General features: G+C 38.4%; 10 protein-coding genes and 1 tRNA gene. 7 read left to right on the top strand and 4 right to left on the bottom strand.

The genetic code is table 11. The annotated features are described in order from the left end of the window. Positions 1–930, bottom strand: a complete 930-nt coding sequence (gene fmt, locus ACFINM_RS01085; protein WP_375629203.1) for a methionyl-tRNA formyltransferase — start codon at positions 928–930, stop codon at positions 1–3. Next, on the bottom strand, positions 930–1,466 hold the full coding sequence (gene def, locus ACFINM_RS01080; protein ID WP_375629206.1) for a peptide deformylase: 537 nt from the start codon (positions 1,464–1,466) through the stop codon (positions 930–932). Before def ends, fmt begins: the two co-directional genes overlap by 1 nt. A gap of 90 nt (positions 1,467–1,556) precedes the next feature. Between def and ACFINM_RS01075 the strand changes: the two genes are divergently transcribed. Beyond that, complete coding sequence (locus ACFINM_RS01075; RefSeq protein ID WP_375629208.1) at positions 1,557–2,738, top strand: DNA recombination protein RmuC; 1,182 nt, start codon at positions 1,557–1,559, stop codon at positions 2,736–2,738. 111 nt (positions 2,739–2,849) lie between these two features. Beyond that, on the top strand, positions 2,850–3,437 hold the full coding sequence (locus tag ACFINM_RS01070) for a hypothetical protein (RefSeq protein WP_375629210.1): 588 nt from the start codon (positions 2,850–2,852) through the stop codon (positions 3,435–3,437). A 1,602-nt stretch (positions 3,438–5,039) separates the two neighbouring features. Here the strand turns inward: ACFINM_RS01070 and ACFINM_RS01065 are convergent. Both ACFINM_RS01065 and ACFINM_RS01060 read right to left on the bottom strand, forming a co-directional pair. Beyond that, positions 5,040–5,115 (bottom strand) — tRNA-Ala (locus ACFINM_RS01065). A 117-nt stretch (positions 5,116–5,232) separates the two neighbouring features. Then, the gene (locus tag ACFINM_RS01060; protein ID WP_375611400.1) at positions 5,233–5,613 is read right to left on the bottom strand and encodes a TIGR02300 family protein; all 381 of its coding nucleotides are present in this window, start codon (positions 5,611–5,613) and stop codon (positions 5,233–5,235) included. A gap of 187 nt (positions 5,614–5,800) precedes the next feature. Here ACFINM_RS01060 and aroA point away from each other — a divergent pair, with 187 nt between their 5' ends. The 5 genes from aroA (at position 5,801) to pncB (ending at position 19,837) form a co-directional block, all read left to right on the top strand. After that, positions 5,801–7,129, top strand: a complete 1,329-nt coding sequence (gene aroA / locus ACFINM_RS01055; RefSeq protein ID WP_375639730.1) for a 3-phosphoshikimate 1-carboxyvinyltransferase — start codon at positions 5,801–5,803, stop codon at positions 7,127–7,129. After that, entirely contained in the window at positions 7,126–7,773 is a 648-nt protein-coding gene (gene cmk / locus ACFINM_RS01050; RefSeq protein ID WP_375629216.1) for a (d)CMP kinase, read from the top strand. Before aroA ends, cmk begins: the two co-directional genes overlap by 4 nt. A gap of 132 nt (positions 7,774–7,905) precedes the next feature. After that, complete coding sequence (gene rpsA / locus ACFINM_RS01045) at positions 7,906–9,606, top strand: 30S ribosomal protein S1 (protein WP_026500132.1); 1,701 nt, start codon at positions 7,906–7,908, stop codon at positions 9,604–9,606. A 229-nt stretch (positions 9,607–9,835) separates the two neighbouring features. Next, positions 9,836–18,400, top strand: coding sequence for a GH36-type glycosyl hydrolase domain-containing protein (locus ACFINM_RS01040; RefSeq protein WP_375639728.1), 8,565 nt, complete (start codon positions 9,836–9,838; stop codon positions 18,398–18,400). Positions 18,401–18,532: 132 nt separating this feature from the next. Beyond that, complete coding sequence (gene pncB, locus ACFINM_RS01035; protein ID WP_375611404.1) at positions 18,533–19,837, top strand: nicotinate phosphoribosyltransferase; 1,305 nt, start codon at positions 18,533–18,535, stop codon at positions 19,835–19,837. The last annotated feature ends 759 nt before the right edge of the window (positions 19,838–20,596 follow it).

The raw sequence follows: 20,596 nt of genomic DNA, 5'->3' as shown, positions 1-20,596 counted from the left end.
TTAAAAAACAGCAGAAATATGAGCACCTCGCAAAAAGGTGGCGCACTCAAGAATTTTACCGCCAGATCTTTGGAGAGAGGTTATTTCTATCCGTCCTTGCCCACAATGGATAATCAAAGAATCTGGTTCTATCCGTCCAATTTCAAGAGAAGGACCTGTTGTTAAACGACTATCAAGAATTTTTACACGTTCTTCTCGTCCACCGATATTCATATTGCACCAGCAACTAGGAGAGGGAGAGAGCGCGCGAATATGCCTATGAATAAACTCTGCAGGTTTTGTCCAATCAATGCGGGTCTCTTCTTTTCTAATTTTGGCGGCATAGGTGATGCCTTCTTCTGATTGTGGGGTCAGTTTAAGTTGTCCTTTTTCAAGAGTTGATAAAGTCTCTACCATAAGTTCTGCGCCAATATGTGAAAGTCTGTTTGAAAGCTCAGCAGTGGTGGTGTTATCAGTAATGGGGATGGAGCGAGAAAGAGCGATAGGCCCCGTATCAAGTCCTTCATCCATTTTCATGATCATGATACCTGTTTCTTTATCACCAGCCATAATTGCTCGTTGAATAGGCGCAGCACCACGCCAACGTGGTAAGAGTGAAGCGTGGGCATTAAAACAACCAAAACGTGGCGTTTCGAGAATAGCTTTAGGTAAAAGGAGTCCATAAGCCACCACAATAGCAGCATCAACAGAAAGTGCTGCAAATTGCTCCTGTTGTTCGATTGTTTTGAGTGTTTGAGGCGTAAAGATGGGAATAGATTTCTCTTTTGCTACGGTGTGAACAGCGGAGGGGATTAATTTCAGCCCTCGACGTCCTGCTGGACGAGGGGGTTGACTATAAACAGCAACAACATCATGACCTGCATCCAATAAAGCATGTAAAATAGGAACAGAAAAATCTGGTGTTCCCATAAAACTTAATCGTAAAGCCATTACAAAACTGCTTCCTGCATGTTTTTTTCTTTTGCACGTTTTTTAAATTTTCGTATCACCATATCGCGTTTGATCTTTGAAATGTAATCAATAAAAAGGCGCCCATCTAAATGATCAATTTCATGCTGTAAGCAAGTTGCTAAGAGATCGTCTGCTTCAATTTCTGTTCGTTTTCCTTCACGGTTCTGATAGCGAACACGAAGGCGTTTAGGACGTTCAACCTCTGCAAAATAATCAGGAATAGAAAGACAGCCTTCTTTGTAAATATTACGCTCATCTGAAAGCCATAAAATTTCAGGGTTGATAATAACAAGTGGTTTTTTTTGCTCATCTTCAGAATTTCCAGAGACATCTATAACCAACATACGTAGCGGTATACCAATTTGAATAGCAGCAAGACCAACGCCCTTAGAATTATACATGGTTTCCAACATGTCATCCGCAAGTTTTTGGAGAGCTGAATCGACCTGCTCAACAGGTTTGGACACTTCCCGTAAAATTGGATCAGGTAAAGTAACTAAAGATCTCATTGGCATAAGTAGAGATTAATCAATGGTTTGTTATTGGTCAATATTGAATAACGGATTCTTGCGTTTTTTTACAATAAGAGCGTTATATTACAATTTATGTTTGATTCGTTTTTTTCCATATTCGCTGGTGATTTTTTTTCTAAACTAATGCTTTTGCTTTTATTTATACTTGTCTGTTTGGCATTTTTTATGTTGATACATTCTCATCGAAAAAAAGCATTTTTGGAAAATGAAATTGCTGAACGCGCACGTGAGGCACAAATGCAGATGGCTACCTTGTTGAAAACACAAGCTGAAATGCAAGGACGAATGCAAACGATGGCGGAAATTTTTGGTCAACGGCAGGCTGAATTGAATAAATCACTCAGTGAGCAACTCAATGGGATGACAACAAGCTTAGGCCAAACACTTCAGGTACAAACCAAATCCACTTATGAAAATTTGAATCGTTTGCAAGAGCGTTTAGCAGTGATTGATGCAGCACAAAATAATATTCAATCGCTTACGGGACAAGTTGTTCAGTTGCAGTCCATTTTAAGTAATAAGCAGACGCGTGGTACTTTCGGTCAAGGGCGGATGGAAGCAATTATTGCCGATGCCTTACCAACAAACGCTTATGCTTTTCAGGCTGTTCTTTCCAATGGAAAGCGCCCAGATTGTCTCATTCATATGCCCAATAAAGCTCCTTCTCTTGTTGTTGATGCTAAATTTCCTCTGGAAGCTTGGAATGCTATGCGTAAGGCAGAATCAGCGCAAGAGCGTCAAGAGGCAGAACGCCAATTTCGTACCGATATGGAAGTTCATATTCGTGATATTGCACAAAAATATTTGATTCCTGGAGAAACCCATGACACTGCTTTCCTTTTTGTGCCATCTGAATCGATTTTCGCAACAATTTATGAGGATTTTGAGGCATTGGTACAAAAATCCAATAGAGCCCATGTGATTATTGTTTCACCATCTTTGTTGATGCTCTCTGTCCAAGTGGTACAAACCATTATGAAAGATGCGCGGATGCGTGAACAAGCGCATTTAATTCAATCAGAAGTAGCAAAATTGATGGAAGATTTTGGACGAATGGATACGCGTGTTCGCGCACTACAGAAGCACTTTCATAAAGCAGGTGAAGATATAGAGGGAATTTTGATATCGTCTTCCAAAATCATGAAACGGGCAAATCGCATTGAAACTGTCGAATTAAAAGAAAATTACTCTGAACCAACAAAAATGACAACATTGGCTCAGTCGCAAACATTGCGTTTTGCTGATGAGGAATAAAGCAAAGCAAGCTTCTTAAATATTACAAGTTAGATCATGTTCTTTATTGATTGGTAATCATTTTTTAGTATCTCTATCTTGTTTTATTTCTTAAACGAGAGGAATAGGAATATGCGACACCTTTTGTTTTTAGGGGCACTGGTGTTTTTGCTAGAGGGATGCGCAACAACCACTCCCATTCACACAAACAATGCTTGCGTTATTTTAGCACAAAAAAATGGTTTTTTTGATAATTGGAGAAAGGCGTCTCAAAGAGCAGAAATGCGCTATGGGATTCCTATGCCTATTATTCTTGCAACCATTAAGATGGAATCGAGCTTTCGTCACAATGCACGTCCTCCACGCAAAAAACTACTTGGTTTTATTCCATGGAAGCGTCGGTCGACAGCTTATGGTTATGCTCAAGCGCTTGATAGTACATGGGCAATGTATCTTCGCTCTACAGGAAAGTCTTTTGCATGGCGTACGAATTTCGCAGATGCTGCTGATTTTGTTGCTTGGTATCATCGCCAAAGTGTTCAACGCAATGGGGTGAGGTTTGATGATGCATATAGCCTTTATTTAAATTATCATATGGGGCATGGTGCTTATGCACGTAGTGGTGGGCATGTCAGTGCTGCGCTTTCACAGACAGCACAGCGCATGGCAAGGATATCGAGGCTCTATGAACAGCAATTAAAAAGATGTGGATGGCATTAGGGAAGATTTTTGAAAATCTCAATCAGGGAATTGATGGGATAAAATTATTCGAAAGCAAAATTCCGCATGATATGATAAAATAGTGTCGTTTTTCCGATCGTTCAATGAAATAAATTGTTATTTTTTTAGAATAAACTCAAGCAACAGAAAGTTTTTGCAATACACAATATATTTGAAGATACTCTCGACATTTTTACCTCCTTTGTTAAAAAAATTTATAATAGAAACTATCTTCTATTTAGCGCTGGCATTTCGCATTGGGCTAAGTGCCAGAGATTATTGAAGAAAAATTTTAAAATATAATATCATTTTTTATTTTCATTATGCGTATTACTGGCTGATTATTATATGAATATTTTCTTTGTTAAGCGTATAAAATAGCAATTAAAACAAATGCAATTCGGGCATCATAAAAAGGGTAAAATATTCAATATAAAAAAACGAGAAATGCATTAAACGAAAAAACGTTATTTTGTATAAAGAGGGCGCTACAGTCTTCAAAAGAACTAGGTGTATTTAGTATTGTATGAAATAAAACATATTCGTCCATCCAGTCCATCTTAATTGAAAAAAGTTATCTTATTGTATTGTAAAAACACTCCCGTTTATAGGATGATAAGGTATATGCAACTTTACACACAATGAATATTCAGGGTAGGGAATATTCAGAGAAAGATTTGTAACGCCTATGAAGTAACAAGTCAGTCTCCAATGTTGTGATAGCTTTTGCATTTGAGAATATTTATGAGAAGCATTTTTATTCTTTTTCTTAAATGGTTTAAGCATATTGATTTATAAAGATAATATATCGTTATTTATATTAAAGTAAGAATCTCGAATGGCGTAGGGTTTTATCGTTTCAGATCTCTTGAGGTTGAATCAATAAAACCATTGGCTTGCAGATAACAAGCACAATGGGTATGTGGATAAAAACTGTGAAAGAAAAGACTAAAAATATTTTTTTATGAACATACATTTTCAAATGTAAGAATTATCGGTAACATTGGGAATTAGCACATATAATGATGGCACCACTTTGCTCTCACACCTCGACCTTGTTTGTGACGTGCAAGGAAAAAAAATAATTGATTCAATATATTATTTAAGCGTTAATATACCTTAGTATTGAGCAGGTATACGCTACTCAAGGTAGGTATTTTTTAATTGGCAGAACATCTGATCAGGCTAAAAATACTCGAAAAAAGTTCTGATTCGCAATAATTGAGAAGTATATTTTAATATTTTATTCTCTACTCTTTGTTTAAGTACTTCATATCTTTTAAAAAGATACCAGTAACCAACATATTATGATATTTGTGGAAATATTGTGGTAAAGGAAATTCAGATTTTGTCCTTTAAGACAAGGCGCAGATTAAACAGATCATTTTCTATTTCTGTGCAAAGCATAAAAAAATTATCTACTTTCATGGTTGCGACAGTAAATTTTATAATCCAACAAATGATTAAAAATGTATTATAATATCATTAAAATGCAAGGAACAGGCGCTATTGGAATGATAATTAAATAGCACATAAACCTTTTAAATTGATGCACACATCTTTTATTATGATTGATTCCCTTGATAGAACAGTTGGTCCTTTTGGTGGAGCTAAGCGGGATCGAACCGCTGACCTCTTGCATGCCATGCAAGCGCTCTCCCAGCTGAGCTATAGCCCCTATAAAAACAAATTGTCCCAAAAAGACAGTATACAATTCCAACTTTTCTAGAACGATCAAAATTGAAGATCAAGAAGAATTTACATTCAATAGAAAAGATGTCCTCTTTTACTTCTTTTAAGCATCGTCATCATTAGAAACACCGCCTCCGAGAATATCAGTAACGTCATCATCTTCATCGTCACCATCATGAGACAAAAATGTATCATCATCATCACCAAGATCTACATCACTATCTTCTAAATCAGGAAGATCGTCATCTTTAGAATCCACATCATCATCTTCAAGAAGCATAAAAGCAGATTTTTCAAGTGCTGTATCAAGCTCCTCAGTATCAACTTCTTCTTCATTATTTGCTTCAGCTGCTGCAACTTCAAAGTAAGAACGCGGATAAGAAATTCCTGTATAGGGCGACACAATAGGATCGCGATTTAGATCGTAAAATTTTTTTCCTGTTTCTGGATCAACACGTTTAGTTCCAAGTTCTTGTTTTGCCATAAACCGTGCCTCTTTGATTAACTATTATTCCATTAAAAGATAAATTTTATGGTGCTTAATCGAAAAATAATACCTTTGTCAAAGATAAATACACTGTTCCACAGTGATTTTTTCATGACGTCTTTTAAAGCATGTGCTAAAGGATGCACAATTTCATAAAAGTTAGATAGAATTAAATAGAATTTCCATGCAAAAAGCAATCCCTATAACCACCTATAAATCGAGTAGTCTCTCTGGAAAAATTCAAATACCAGGAGATAAATCAATCTCTCATCGCTCTCTTATATTGGGAGGATTAGCAAGTGGTGAGACATATATTCATGGATTACTTGAAAGCGCTGATGTACTCAATACAGCTGCTGCTATGCAAGCTATGGGTGCCTGTATTATTAAAAAAGGAGACTTCTGGATCATACGAGGAACAGGGAATGGTTGCCTTTTAGCTGCACAAAAACCTTTAGACTTTGGAAACGCTGGAACAGGTGCTCGTTTGGTTATGGGAATGGTTGGTCCGTATCATATGAAAACAACCTTTATTGGTGATGCTTCTCTCTCTAAACGTCCAATGGGGCGTATCCTTGATCCACTGCGTCTCATGGGGGTTGAAATTGAGGCAACGCGCGACGATTACCTTCCTTTAACGCTTTATGGTCCGAAAATGGCTAATCCGATTCGTTACCGTGTTCCAATAGCTTCCTCCCAAATTAAATCAGCAATCCTGCTTGCTGGACTCAATACCGCCGGCACTACAACTGTTATTGAACCAGTTCTGACACGAGATCATACGGAAAAAATGTTAAAAGCATTCGGTGCGCAACTTGAAATAGAAAAAGATAACAAAGGTGCGCGTTTGATTCATCTTAATGGTCAACCCCATCTTACTGGACAAACGATTCATATTCCGGGTGATCCTTCTTCTGCTGCTTTTCCAATTATCGCAGCCCTTCTTGTAGAAGACTCTGATATCACCATTGAAAATGTTTTGATAAATAACTCTCGAATAGGACTTATCGAAACATTGTGGGAAATGGGTGCTCAAATTGAATTTTTGAACCGACGTCAAACAGGTGGAGAGAATGTTGCTGATCTACGGATAAAATCATCGGTCCTTAGAGGCGTTACGGTGCCCAAAGAACGTGCTCCATCGATGATAGATGAATATCCTGCTTTGGCAGTAGCAGCAGCCTTTGCAGAAGGCAAAACAGTTATGCTAGGAATTGAAGAATTGCGTGTAAAAGAATCAGATCGATTGTCTGCTGTTGCTCAAGGATTAAAAATTAATTGTGTAGACTGTGAAGAAGGTCAAGATTTTCTTATTGTTTATGGAAAAGGTTCTGCCAAAGGTTTGGGGGGGGGGTATGTTGCCACACATCTTGATCATCGAATTGCTATGTGTTTTCTCATTTTTGGGCTTGTGTCAGAAAAACCTGTTACCATTGATGATAAACGAATGATCGCTACGAGCTTTCCAGAGTTTATTCCTTTTATAAAAAAACTTGGGGGGAAAATCGCTTGAAGCCTTTTGTTATTGCCATTGATGGACCTGCAGCCTCAGGCAAAGGAACCTTAGCACGCAAAATTGCTGCACATTATCGCCTTCGTCATCTCGATACTGGTCTTACTTATCGTAGTGTTGCTCATACGCTTTTACAACAAAATTTAGCTCTTAATGATGAAAAAAATGCTATTATTTATGCTACAGAACTTGATTTTAATACCTTAAATCCTTCTCTTCTTTCTTCTCATGAACTTGGTGAAGCGGCTTCAAAAATAGCAATTAACCCTGCTGTACGCAAAATTCTTGTCGAAAAACAACGCAACTTTGCTAAAGTTTTACCCGGCTGTGTGCTTGATGGGCGTGATATCGGAACGATTGTTTGTCCTGATGCCGATATCAAGTTTTATATTCTAGCCAATGTTCAAACACGCGCCAAACGCCGCTACCAAGAGATTTTAAAAAAAGGTGTTCAAGCAAATTATCATGAAATCCTAGCTCAACTTGAACAGCGCGACAGTCGCGATATAACGCGCAAACAAAGTCCACTAAAACCAGCAAAAAACGCCCACTTGCTTGATACGTCAGAATTGAGTATAGAAGCAACATTTGAAATTGCATGCAGTTTTGTTGATCCAATCATAAAAATGCATATAATTGGATAAATTCGTTAAGGTAACTTCCAGCCTAGCGCTAACTTTTTTCCCTTATTCAAGGGAAAAGGCTAGGGAGTTGCTTATGTTAACACTAACCTAGCGCTCATACCTTATAATACAAGGTATATATTAGGAGTTCTTATGTCACAATACAATCCCACAACAGCGGATTTTGAAGCCCTTTTAACAGAATCTTTTCAAACTAATGATCTTAATGAAGGATCTGTTGTTAAAGGTCGTGTTATTGCAATCGAAAAAGACATGGCCATTATTGATGCTGGTCTTAAAGTCGAAGGACGTATTCCTCTCAAAGAATTTGGAGCTAAAGCAAAAGATGGTTCTTTGCAAGTTGGCGATGAAGTTGAGGTTTACATTGAACGCATTGAAAATGCGATGGGTGAAGCTGTTTTATCGCGTGAAAAAGCACGGCGCGAAGAAAGTTGGGTCCGTTTGGAGGAAAAATTCAATGCTGGTGCACGCGTTGATGGAGTGATCTTTAGCCAAGTAAAAGGTGGTTTTACAGTTGATCTTGATGGTGCCGTTGCTTTCTTGCCTCGCAGCCAAGTTGATATTCGTCCCATTCGTGATGTTTCACCCCTCATGCATAATTCACAGTCCTTTGAAATTTTGAAGATGGATCGTCGTCGTGGCAATATTGTGGTCTCACGCCGCACTGTTTTAGAAGAAAGTCGCGCTGAGCAACGTTCAGAAATCGTACAAAATCTTGAAGAAAACCAAATCGTTGAAGGTGTGGTGAAAAATATTACAGATTATGGTGCCTTTGTTGATCTTGGTGGGATTGATGGTCTCTTGCACGTTACAGATATGGCATGGCGGCGTGTTAATCACCCATCTGAAGTGCTCACAATTGGCCAAACGATTAAAGTGCAGATTATTCGCATTAATCAAGATACGCACCGTATTTCTCTTGGAATGAAACAGCTTGAAAGTGATCCTTGGGAAAGCATCAGTGTCCGGTATCCGATTGGTAAAAAAATTACGGGTGCTGTTACCAACATTACTGATTACGGTGGTTTTGTTGAAATTGAACCAGGAATCGAAGGGCTGATCCATGTTTCTGAAATGAGCTGGACAAAGAAAAATGTTCATCCTGGAAAAATTCTGTCTACATCACAAGAAGTAGAAGTGGTTGTTCTTGAGATTGATCCTTCTAAACGGCGTATTTCTCTTGGCTTAAAACAAACATTTGAAAATCCATGGGAAGCTTTTGCTAATAAATTTCCTGTCAATTCGCAAATTGAAGGAGAGGTTAAAAATAAAACAGAATTTGGTCTGTTTATTGGGCTTGAAGGCGATGTTGACGGTATGGTTCATTTGTCTGATCTTGATTGGAACCGTCCTGGTGAACAAGTTATTGATACTTACAATAAAGGCGATATCGTTAAAGCTGTGGTCCTTGATGTTGACATTGAAAAAGAGCGCATTTCTCTTGGAATTAAGCAGCTTTCCAGTGATAAAGTTGGAGAAGCAGCTGCTTCTGGCGAATTGCGAAAAGGTGCAGTTGTAACATGCGAAGTGATTGCTGTTAACGACAATGACATTGGTGTGAAATTGATTGACCACAACCTTGAGACAACCATTCGGCGTGCTGATCTTGCGCGTGATCGTGATGAGCAACGTCCTGAGCGTTTCGCAATTGGGCAAAAGGTTGATGCTCGCATCACAGCATTTGATAAAAAAACACGTAAAATTTCAGTATCGATTAAAGCTTTAGAAATTGCAGAGGAAAAAGAAGCTGTTGCACAATATGGTTCTACAGATTCAGGTGCTTCTCTTGGTGATATTCTGGGTGCAGCTTTGAAAAAACAAGAACAAGATTAATCATCAATCATTAAAGTTGGTGTTATTATTAAGGTCACTCATTAGGAGTGACCTTTTTATTTTCTAAAAAAAATTGTCTGCTTATTTTTAAATTATTGAAACAAAAATTATAAATGCTTGCAAATAAAAACAAAAAGTTTGTTTTTTGTCTAACAACGGTTCACTATTCAGATAAAATGCTTACAATTTAAATAAAAAACGATGTAATTAAATAACAATGGGACATGGCGTGCATAATACCCTTCATAAAATACTTTTTTCTCAAAAAGAGAAAAAAGATCATTTTATTAATACGGATTTTCCTCTTCGTGCAATCTATAAGGTACAGGAAGATCTTTATAACTTAGGGCATGATATGGCTTCTGGTAAAGAAATTTTACTCCCTGAATATGAAGGAGTAGGAGATTTTCGCAAGAGATTGAATGAAAATGCTAAACTTATTCTTCATGCCTTTCATACCAGTGATTTTGCTGCCCGAAATGATGAAACCATCGCACCATCTGCTCAATGGCTCATTGATAATCATTACACCATTGATAAAACCATACAAAAGCTACGTCGTAATCTACCCAAGTCCTTCATAAAGCAACTTCCTCTTTCTACACACAAAGCCGGCATACCACGAATTTTTGCTTTAACTTGGCTTTATATTGCGCATACCGATAGCAGCTTTTCACAAGAAACACTCACTGCTATGACCAACGGATTTCAAGAAGTTTGTGCGCTCACAATTGGTGAATTGTGGGCTCTTCCTTCAGTTATGCAAATGCTGCTCATTGAAAATGTCCGTCGTCTTTCAGTACGTATCGAAAAAGCGCGACATATGCGCCATCTTGCTAGTCAAGTAGCTGATAAAATTTCTCTTGTAGAAAATAAAACAAATCCACACTCTCTTTTTACGCAGTATAAACCATTTACTGTTGATCCAACTTTTTCAGCACATTTATTCTATCGCCTGCGCAGTGCATCTGTCGATTCAACCGTAGCATTAACTTGGCTTGAAAAGCAATTGAAAAGCCAAGGTAGTAGCTTAGAGATTGCAACAGCTGATGAACATACCCGACAAGCAGCAGATGGTGTGACCATGGGAAATATTATCCGTGCTCTTAAAGCTATAGATGATGTTGATTGGACAGCATGGTTTGAAACAGTGAGTTGTGTTGATTCTATTTTGCGTAAAAATAGTGATTTTTCTGAAATTGATGCTCACTCACGCAATATTTATCGACAAGTCATTGAAAAAGTTTCTCGCTTTTCGCCTCTTAGTGAACTGGAAGTTGCACATAAAGTTGTAGAAATGGCAAATTCCACTTCTAAAGATATGCCTCATCATTCTTGTGTGGGGTGGTACCTTGTTGATGATGGTCGTGGCATATTTGAAAAGGCTTGTGGGTATATTCCGCCCTTTTTCATAAAATGGACACGCGCTTCCTGTTGCTCAAAATTGAGAGTCATCGCCGTTCCTGTCTCTTTTCTGACGCTTGCTCTTTTGCTGGTAATTTACGCCCTTTTACAAATATCTGGCATGACACAATGGATATCTTTTTGCTTTACTGTATTGGCGCTTTTTCCTGCTATGGATGCTGCTTTTGCTTTATTTAACACTGTTGTTTCGTGGTTTGTCCCATCAAAAGAACTCATTGGTTATGAATATAAAGAAGGTATTCCAAAACATGCACGGACAATGGTTATTGTACCTACTTTGATGACATCACGCGATGATATTGATGAACAAGTGTGCAATCTTGAAGTGCACTATCTTTCCAATCCTAAAGGTGCCATTCATTTTGCACTCATTACAGATTGGGTGGATGCTCCATTGAGAGAAACGCAAGATGATCTTGATTTATTGCACTATGCGCAAAAGAGTATTGATAAACTCAATAGTCGTTATCATCGTGATGAACTTCCGCTTTTTTTCCTTTTACATCGCCGACGCCTTTATAATACAAGCGAAAAATGTTGGATGGGATGGGAACGAAAGCGAGGAAAACTTCATGAACTTAATCGGCTCTTAAGAGGCGATAAAAATACAAGCTTTTATCCTCCCAATCCACATCTTCCTATGGATTGCCGTTTTGTTATGACGCTGGATTGTGATACACGTCTTACTCCAGAGAGCGTCGCGAAACTTGTTGGAAAGCTTAACCATCCACTCAATTATCCCGTTTTTGATCCACAAAGTGGAAAGGTTGTAAAGGGCTATAGCATTTTACAACCACGCATTATTCCTTCTCTTACAACAGGAAAAAAAACATCAATTCTCCAACGGGTTTTTTCTATAAACCGTGGCATTGATCCTTATGTTTTTGCTGTTTCTGATACTTATCAAGATCTTTTAGGAGAAGGCACCTTTATCGGTAAAGGTCTTTATAATATTGATGCATTTGAACAAGCGCTTGATGGCAAAATTAAAGAAAATACTATTCTTAGCCATGATCTCTTAGAGGGAGGTTATGCTCGTACTGCTCTGGTAAGTAGCATAGAAGTCATTGAAGACTATCCAACTGCTTATAATATTGATGTTATGCGTTATCATCGTTGGGTCCGCGGTGATTGGCAGCTTTTGCCTTATCTTTTTCCCCACCGTCAAATAAGTTCCGTGACGCGTTGGAAAATGCAGGATAATTTACGTCGTTCTCTCACTCCACTTATGTGGTTAATCGCAGCATTTGCAGGATGGGCTTTTTTGTCTTTAAAGAGTGCAATCGTCTGGCAACTATTCTTGTTGTTTAGCTCCTTCATTTCACCCATTCTATGTGTATTAAAAACGCTTGTCTCATCCAATATAGATCATTCTTTGCGTGGACATTTTCAATTAATTTGGAACAAAATTGCTCTTACAAGCGCTGATATATTTCTTAAAACGACGTTTCTTGCTCATTCGGCGTATTTTATGACCGATGCGATTATTCGTACACTCTATCGTATGACGATTTCAAAACAGCATCTTCTTGAATGGAAAACTTCTGCCGCAACAAAATCAATACCCAATAGTTTGCGTTTCTATGTTTTTACAATGGCACCAGCATCGCTTATTGGTATTCTTACTATAGCACTCCCTCTTTTTTCTGATAGTTTTGCAAGCTTGGTTGCTTTGCCTTTTGGGATAGCATGGTTTTTTTCACCCTTCATTGCTTGGATTGTGAGTCAACCTTCAACCTTTCAAGATAGCCTTTATCTTTCTTCAAAAGATGAAAAAAAACTCCGTTCTATTGCACGGCGGACATGGCTTTATTATGCAACCTTTGTCAATGCACAAAACAACCATTTGCCTCCCGATAATTTTCAAGAAGATCCTGAACCTCTTGTTGCTCAACGTACATCGCCTACGAATATTGGGGTTTATCTCCTTTCTATTATTGCTGCACGTGATTTTGGTTGGATTGGTTTTGAAGAGACCATTACCCGTATTGAATGTACATTACGCTCTCTTGCAAAAATGGAAAAGTTCCGCGGTCATCTCTATAATTGGTATGAAACGGATACACTCAGTCCTCTTTTGCCTACTTATGTATCAACCGTTGATTCAGGAAATCTTGCCGGTCATTTGGTAACACTCTCTTCTGCCTTAAGTGAATGGGCTGAAAAACCTCATGTTTTTTTTCAAAGTGATCGAGAAGGCTTATCGGATGTTCTTGCTATTCTTGAAGAAACTGTCAGAAAAATTCCAGATCATCAACCCAGTTTACGCTCTTTACGCCAAAAAATCGAAGAAAACATCACTCGTTTTCATGATTCTATCTTCATTTTTATAGAACAAGAAAATACGATTCCTTCTCACATCATAGATCTTTCACTTGCAGCCCATGATATTGTGCACTTAGTCGGTGAACTTGACCACAAAATTCAAACGATAGAATCTGCTCGTGCGCTTTCTTGGGCTAAATGCCTTATCGACACCTGTAACGCTCATCATAATGATGCGACTGCTCATTGTGATACTGAAAAATTACGTAAAAAACTAAACAGGCTGGCTATAGCGGCAAGGCAAATAGCCTTTGATATGAAATTTGACTTTTTAGAACAGCCTAAACGGCATCTCTTATCCATTGGATATCGTGTTCAAGAAAACAAACTCGATGAAAATTGTTATGACCTGCTTGCTTCAGAAGCACGTCTTGCAAGCTTTTTTGCCATCGCAAAAGGAGATATAAAACTTAAACATTGGTTTCGTCTTGGTCGACTTCTCGTACCCATAGGTGGGAAAAGTGCACTCCTATCATGGTCTGGATCAATGTTCGAATATCTTATGCCATCTCTCGTAATGCATGAACCTTTAGGGTCTCTCCTAGATCAAACAAATCGATTGATTATTCGTTGTCAAATACAATATGCCCATAAACGGGAATTGCCATGGGGTATTTCAGAAGCCGCATTTAATGCTCGCGATCATTTAATGAATTACCAATACGCTCATTTTGGTGTTCCAAACCTCGGACTCCAACGTGGTCTTTCACGCAATGCTGTCATTGCTCCCTATGCCAGCCTTCTAGCGGCACAATATGTTCCTGCTTACGCTGTCGCTAATTTAAAACGACTCCGTGATCTTGGAGCTTTAGGAACATATGGTTATTATGACTCTGTTGATTTTACTCCAACACGCGTGAAAACAGGGGAAAAATACGCCATTGTACGCAATTATTATGCGCACCATCATGGCATGTCTATCCTTGCTCTTAACAATGTTATTTTTCAAGGGCGAATGCGTGATCGTTTTCACCGTGATCCCGTTATTGAAGCAACACAATTGCTCTTACAGGAAAGAGCGCCTCATCTCATTCCTATTATTCATACCAAAGCTGTTAATCGTATGCGCAATAAGTCTCAAGCATTTGACGCAGCCCCTTTGCGCATTATTACAAACCCGTTACTCAAACCACGAGCAACTTTACTTTTGTCTAATGGCTTTTATTCTACCATGTTAACAGCGAACGGTTCTGGTTACAGCCGTTGGCACGATTATGCGATTACGCGCTTTATTCCTGATGCAACAGAAGATCAACAAGGTACTTTATTCTTCTTACGTGATACGCATAGTGGACGGTGGTGGTCTGTTACTGGTGAGCCAACACGTGTTATTGAAGAAGAAGCTGTCAGCATTTTTACAGATGAAAAGGCTGAATATACAAAAATGGTTGATGGTATTAAATCAACACTTGAATGTCTTATTACATCTGAAGGATGTGGCGAAGGGAGACGTATTCAACTGATGAATACGACAAATAAAGACCGACTCATTGAAGTGACTTCTTATGGTGAATTAGCGCTTGCCACGATGGATACAGACCAAGTTCATCCTGTTTTTTCCCGTATGTTTATAGAGACAGAAATTACTGAAGAAGGTAAAACAATTTTTGCCAAAAGGCGCAAACGCTCGCCTAGTGATCCTGAAATCTATGTTACCCATTTTGTTTCTAGTACAACAGATATTCTCCAAGAGACAGAAGCTGAAACAGATCGCTCTCTGTTTATTGGTCGGGGGCGATCCATTCATCGACCCGCTGCATTTGACCAAAATGCTCGTTTCAGTAACAGTCAAGGTTGTGTTCTTGACCCTGTTATGTCATTGCGATGCCGTATAAAAATTTCAGCCCATGAAAAAGCAGAACTTATTTTTTGGACTTTTGCTGCTCATACAAAAGAAGCGCTAAATAATCATATTAAACATTATCGACAACCTGATATGTTTCAAAAAGAACTTTCAATGGCATGGATGCGCTCACAAGTCGCACTGTATCAGAGTGGAACCCAGCTTAAAGAAGCTATTATCTATCAAAAATATGCAACACCGCTTATCTATCCAGAACGAACGTGGCGTCTTCCTTCTGAAATATTAGCAAAAACGCTAGGAAAACAGTCTAATCTTTGGCCCATGTCTATCTCAGGAGACAATCCACTCTGTCTTCTTAGGTTAAATAACGAGGGAAATATAGCTGTACTGCGCGAGCTCCTTAAAGCACACGAATATTGGCGTATGCGTGGACTCATTGTTGATTTGGTCATTCTTAATGAACAAACATTTTCCTATATACAAAGTACACAACGCGCTCTTGAGTGGGTCTGTGAATCTTATTATCACCACACGCAAAAAACAGATGAACGCCAACATATTTTTATGCTTCGACGCGATCAAATGAGTGAACAGAGTTTTAAAACGCTTCTTGCATCAGCGCGTATCGTTCTTGATGCCCAAAATGGTTCTTTATCTGAACAACTTAAACGACTTGATGAGAATGATTTTAATCTCACAATTCGTAAAAATTATCAAGAATCTTATAATCAATTAGACTTGCCGAGATATAACGAAGGAAAGCAATTTACAACACAAACTGAACAGAATCTTTTTTCTTCTATTGGTCTTATTAGCCAACAAAAACCCTCCTCTTTTCTCCCAAATGGAGAAGATCTCAGATATTGGAATAGTTATGGTGGTTTTAATCAGCATAATCATTATGTAATACGTCTTCGTGGACGTACCACCACACCGCATCCGTGGATTAATGTTATTGCTAATCACAGATTTGGTTTTCATGTCTCTGCTGAAGGTGCAATTTTTACTTGGGCTAACAATAGCCGCGATTATCAACTAACTCCTTGGGCGAATGATCCAACGTCTAACCGACCAGGAGAAGCACTTTATCTGGTTGATCGCCAGTCTTTAAAACGTTTTTCACCTGTTTCTACTGTTGAATGTGATGAAAATATTGTCTATGAGGCTTGTCATGGGTTTGGATTCTCAACTTTTAAATCGACACATTCAGAAATCGCATTGGAGCTGACCCATACACTTGATCCCGAAAAGCCTATTCGCTTTTCACGTCTTATTCTTACGAATGAAGGGAAAAAACCACGCAGTTTACGCCTTTATAATTATGTTGAATGGGTTTTAGGAAATGTCCGTACAAAATATGCCCCCTTTATTGTTTCCTCTTATGAGACCAGATGGGGTGCACATTTTATTCAAAATCCCTATCACATCGAAAAATCTCAACAAGTTACATTTTTATCAGCGTCCGAAATGCCAACCAGCACGACGACCAATCGCGCTGAATTTATTGGTGCAACGGGAACCGTAACACGTCCAAATGCGATCCGTAAAGCCGCTGCTCTTTCGAATACCATTGAAGCAGGATGTGATCCTTGTTCAGCATTCGCCTATGATATTGATCTTCAACCAGGGCAAACAAAAGAAATCATCTTCTATCTTGGCAGTGCTGAAAATAGGCAAGAAGCTGAAAAATTACTCAATCAAGTACGTGCAAGTGATTTTGAAATTCAGCTCACAAAACAAAAACAGCAATGGAGTGATTTTGTTTCTCCTTTCCAAGTCAAAACACCTGATGCTTCTTTTAATCTTATGGTCAACCATTGGCTTCCTTATCAAATCTACGCATGCCGCATCATGGCACGCGCAGGCTTTTACCAAGCGAGTGGTGCATTTGGTTTTCGTGACCAGTTACAAGATAGCTTGTCTTTGTTATTGCTGGAACCACAATTAGCACGTGAACAATTGTTAAATGCAGCAGCGCACCAATTTCTTGAAGGTGATGTGCAACATTGGTGGTTGCCTGACACAAATGCTGGTGTTCGTACATACATTTCTGATGATATCGTTTGGCTTGCATATGCAACAGCTCTTTATGTCACTACCACTGGTGATGACGCTTTTCTTGATACGCTCATTCCTTTTATTGAAGGTGATGTTCTCAAAAGTGGGCAACAGGATGCTTATTTTCAACCCACCCAATCCCCAAAGGTTGCAACAGTTTATGAACATTGTGTTGTAGCTTTAGACCTTGCCATTAAACGCTGCGGATCACATGGTCTCCCTCTTATTTTAGGTGGGGATTGGAATGATGGCATGAATTTGGTCGGTGTGGAAGGAAAAGGCGAAAGCATTTGGTTAGGATGGTTTCTTGGGTACACATTACAAGCATTTATCTCTTTAGCCAAAAAACGTGGTGACAATAGCCATATGCAAATATGGAGTACGTACCTTGAACATTTAACAAAATCCCTAGAGAAAAATGGTTGGGATGGTGCTTGGTATCGACGTGGTTATTTTGATGATGGAACACCTCTTGGCTCTAAAATCAATGATGAATGTCAAATTGATACCATTGCTCAATCTTGGGCTGTCATTTCTCAAATGGCATCGCCTGAACGTCAAAAACAAGCAATGACATCAATGTTGGAACATCTCTATGATAAAAAAGGCGGACTCATTCGCCTTTTTTGGCCGCCTTTTGATAAAAGTACGCTCGAGCCTGGTTATATAAAAGGTTATCCTCCAGGAATTCGAGAAAATGGTGGTCAATACACGCATGGTGCCATTTGGAGTATTTTTGCGTTGGCTGAAATGGAACAAAACGATAAAGCTTATGCTTTATTTTCTATGATAAACCCAATTACCCATGGACAAGATCCTGAAATTTATCGTGTTGAACCTTATGTAATGGTCGCAGATATTTATGCTGTTGAACCACGATGTGGTCAAGGCGGTTGGACTTGGTATACAGGTTCAGCCGGTTGGTTTTATCGCGCCGCAACACAAGCTATTCTTGGAATACAGCGTCAGGGAGACCTATTGTTTTTGCAGCCACATTTACCCTCTATTTGGCCAAAATATGAAGCAACAATGAAGTTTTATGATGCCATTTATCGCATTAAAGTAAAATGGGGACCTAAAAATATGCTCTATATTAATAGCAAAGAATATACCGAAGTTCATACAGGGATAAAGTTACAAAAAACAGGTCAGCATGAAATTATACGTATTGTCAAATCTTAAAGATTAAAGATGAAAAAAGAGAGCAGACTTTTTATTCTTGTCCAAAACTGTAGAGTTGTTATATTGCACCGCCTATATTAGCCGTGTTGGTGCATAATATTTTAGATTTTATGAAAATGAAAGAAAAAGGTTATGAATCATCCGGATATTGCTAGACGTGTTTACAATCACACTTGGAAACTTGATCCCATTATTCGGTCACTTCTTGATACGGATTTTTATAAGCTTCTTATGGTGCAGATGATTTGGGGGTTATATCCTAATGTTAATGTTACTTTTTCCCTCATAAATCGCTCTAAAACAATACGTCTTGCCGATGATATTGATGAGAGTGAATTGCGTGCCCAACTTGATCATGCTCTTAGTTTGCGCTTTACAAAAAAAGAAATGATTTGGCTTGCTGGTAATACATTTTATGGACGCAAACAAATTTTTGAACCGGATTTTCTTCAGTGGCTTGAGAATTTTCAACTTCCAGAATATGAACTCACCCGCAAAGATGGCCAATATATCCTTCATTTTCATGGACCCTGGGCCCATAGTTCCATGTGGGAAATTCCTGCCCTTGCTATTATTAGTGAATTACGTTCACGTGCTGCTCTCAAAAAACTAGATCGTTTTGCTCTTGATGTACTTTATGCGCGTGCTAAAGCAAAAATGTGGAGTAAAGTTGAACGTCTCAAAAAATTGCCTGATATTAAAATATCTGACTTTGGGACAAGGCGTCGCCATTCTTTTTTATGGCAGCGCTGGTGTGTGGAAGCATTAAAAGAAGGCATTGGTCATTCTTTTACTGGAACTTCTAATGTTCTTCTTGCCATGGATACGGATTTAGAAGCTCTTGGAACCAATGCACACGAATTGCCTATGGTTATTGCGGCTCTCAGCAACAATGATGATGAATTACGCAGAGCTCCGTATCAAGTCTTGCAAGATTGGAATCGTTATTATGGTGGAAATCTTCTCATTGTATTACCTGATACCTTTGGTACAGAAGAATTTTTACGCAATGCACCAGATTGGGTCGCTGATTGGACGGGTTTCAGACCCGATAGTGCGCCTCCTATTGAAGGTGGTGAACGTATTATTCAATGGTGGAAAGAAAAAGGAAAAGATCCACGCAAAAAACTTTTAATTTTTTCTGATGCTCTTGATGTCAATACAATTGAAAAAACCTATCATCATTTCCATGGTAAAGTGCGCATGAGTTTTGGATGGGGCACGGATCTTACCAATGATTTTACAGGCTGTGCACCTCAGGAAATCGAAACTCTTGATGCTCTTTCCCTTGTTTGTAAGGTGACCTATGCCAATGGTCGACCAGCCGTAAAACTTTCAGATAATCCTGAAAAAACGATCGGTGATTCAAAAGAAGTACAACGTTATCTCAATTTTTTTGGTAATAAAAAGCGAATTGCTAGACCTATAAAGACATAGTTTCCGGTTCTTTAAAACAAGTATATTGATCCATCATATTGTTTATAAGATTGATTTTTGTCCTACCCTAAGGACGAGGATTCTTAACCTTTGCTGGTCTGTAAACAGTTCGGCTGTTTTTGAGCAGATTCTACTTGGCCTACCACGTATACGCTTCACTTACATAAGGCGCGATAGATAAGACTTAAAAATATTTACGACGCATTAAAAAATACTTAACGGGCCAAGGAAGTTTAGCCAAGGAGATTTTCTCATTTTAACCCTGTTAAATCAAGCACACTCATCTCCTTGCATGTATGAAGGTTTTCAAGTTCTAAGGGTTATTGTTGTAGTTTGACAGTAGGTTTTATACTAAGTGGGAAGAGGTTGGATTAAGTAGGAATACGTGGTAATTTGTTGTTTTTATGTACAATTTTGACCATTCAATGCGCGTTTTATCAAAATAGATTTTGACACCTAAAATTGCAAAAATTACCGAAAATCAGAAAAAAGTGCGTTTCCATAAGTAAAAATGAGAAAAGGCTTTCAAAACCCTTTGAGAACATCTTTAAACTCTTTGAAAAAATAAATTGGTACAAAATCTAGTGTCAAAATATACAAAACCAGATGACAAGCTATAATTGTAGCATTAGGAATTACTAAGGCAACATTGGAGGATGACAAATAGCATGGTGACTATTGGTGTGCATTTTGAAAGGCAAGGATGATGGTGCTCAAATAGATTTTATACACGTTACAATGAGATTTTACTTTATCCAT

The organism is Bartonella sp. AA168HLJHH (assembly GCF_042197365.1).
In the GTDB taxonomy this organism is placed as follows: Bacteria; Pseudomonadota; Alphaproteobacteria; order Rhizobiales; family Rhizobiaceae; genus Bartonella.
The sequence above is the reverse complement of the archived record's forward strand: the minus strand, read 5'-3'. Positions and strand labels throughout refer to the sequence as shown.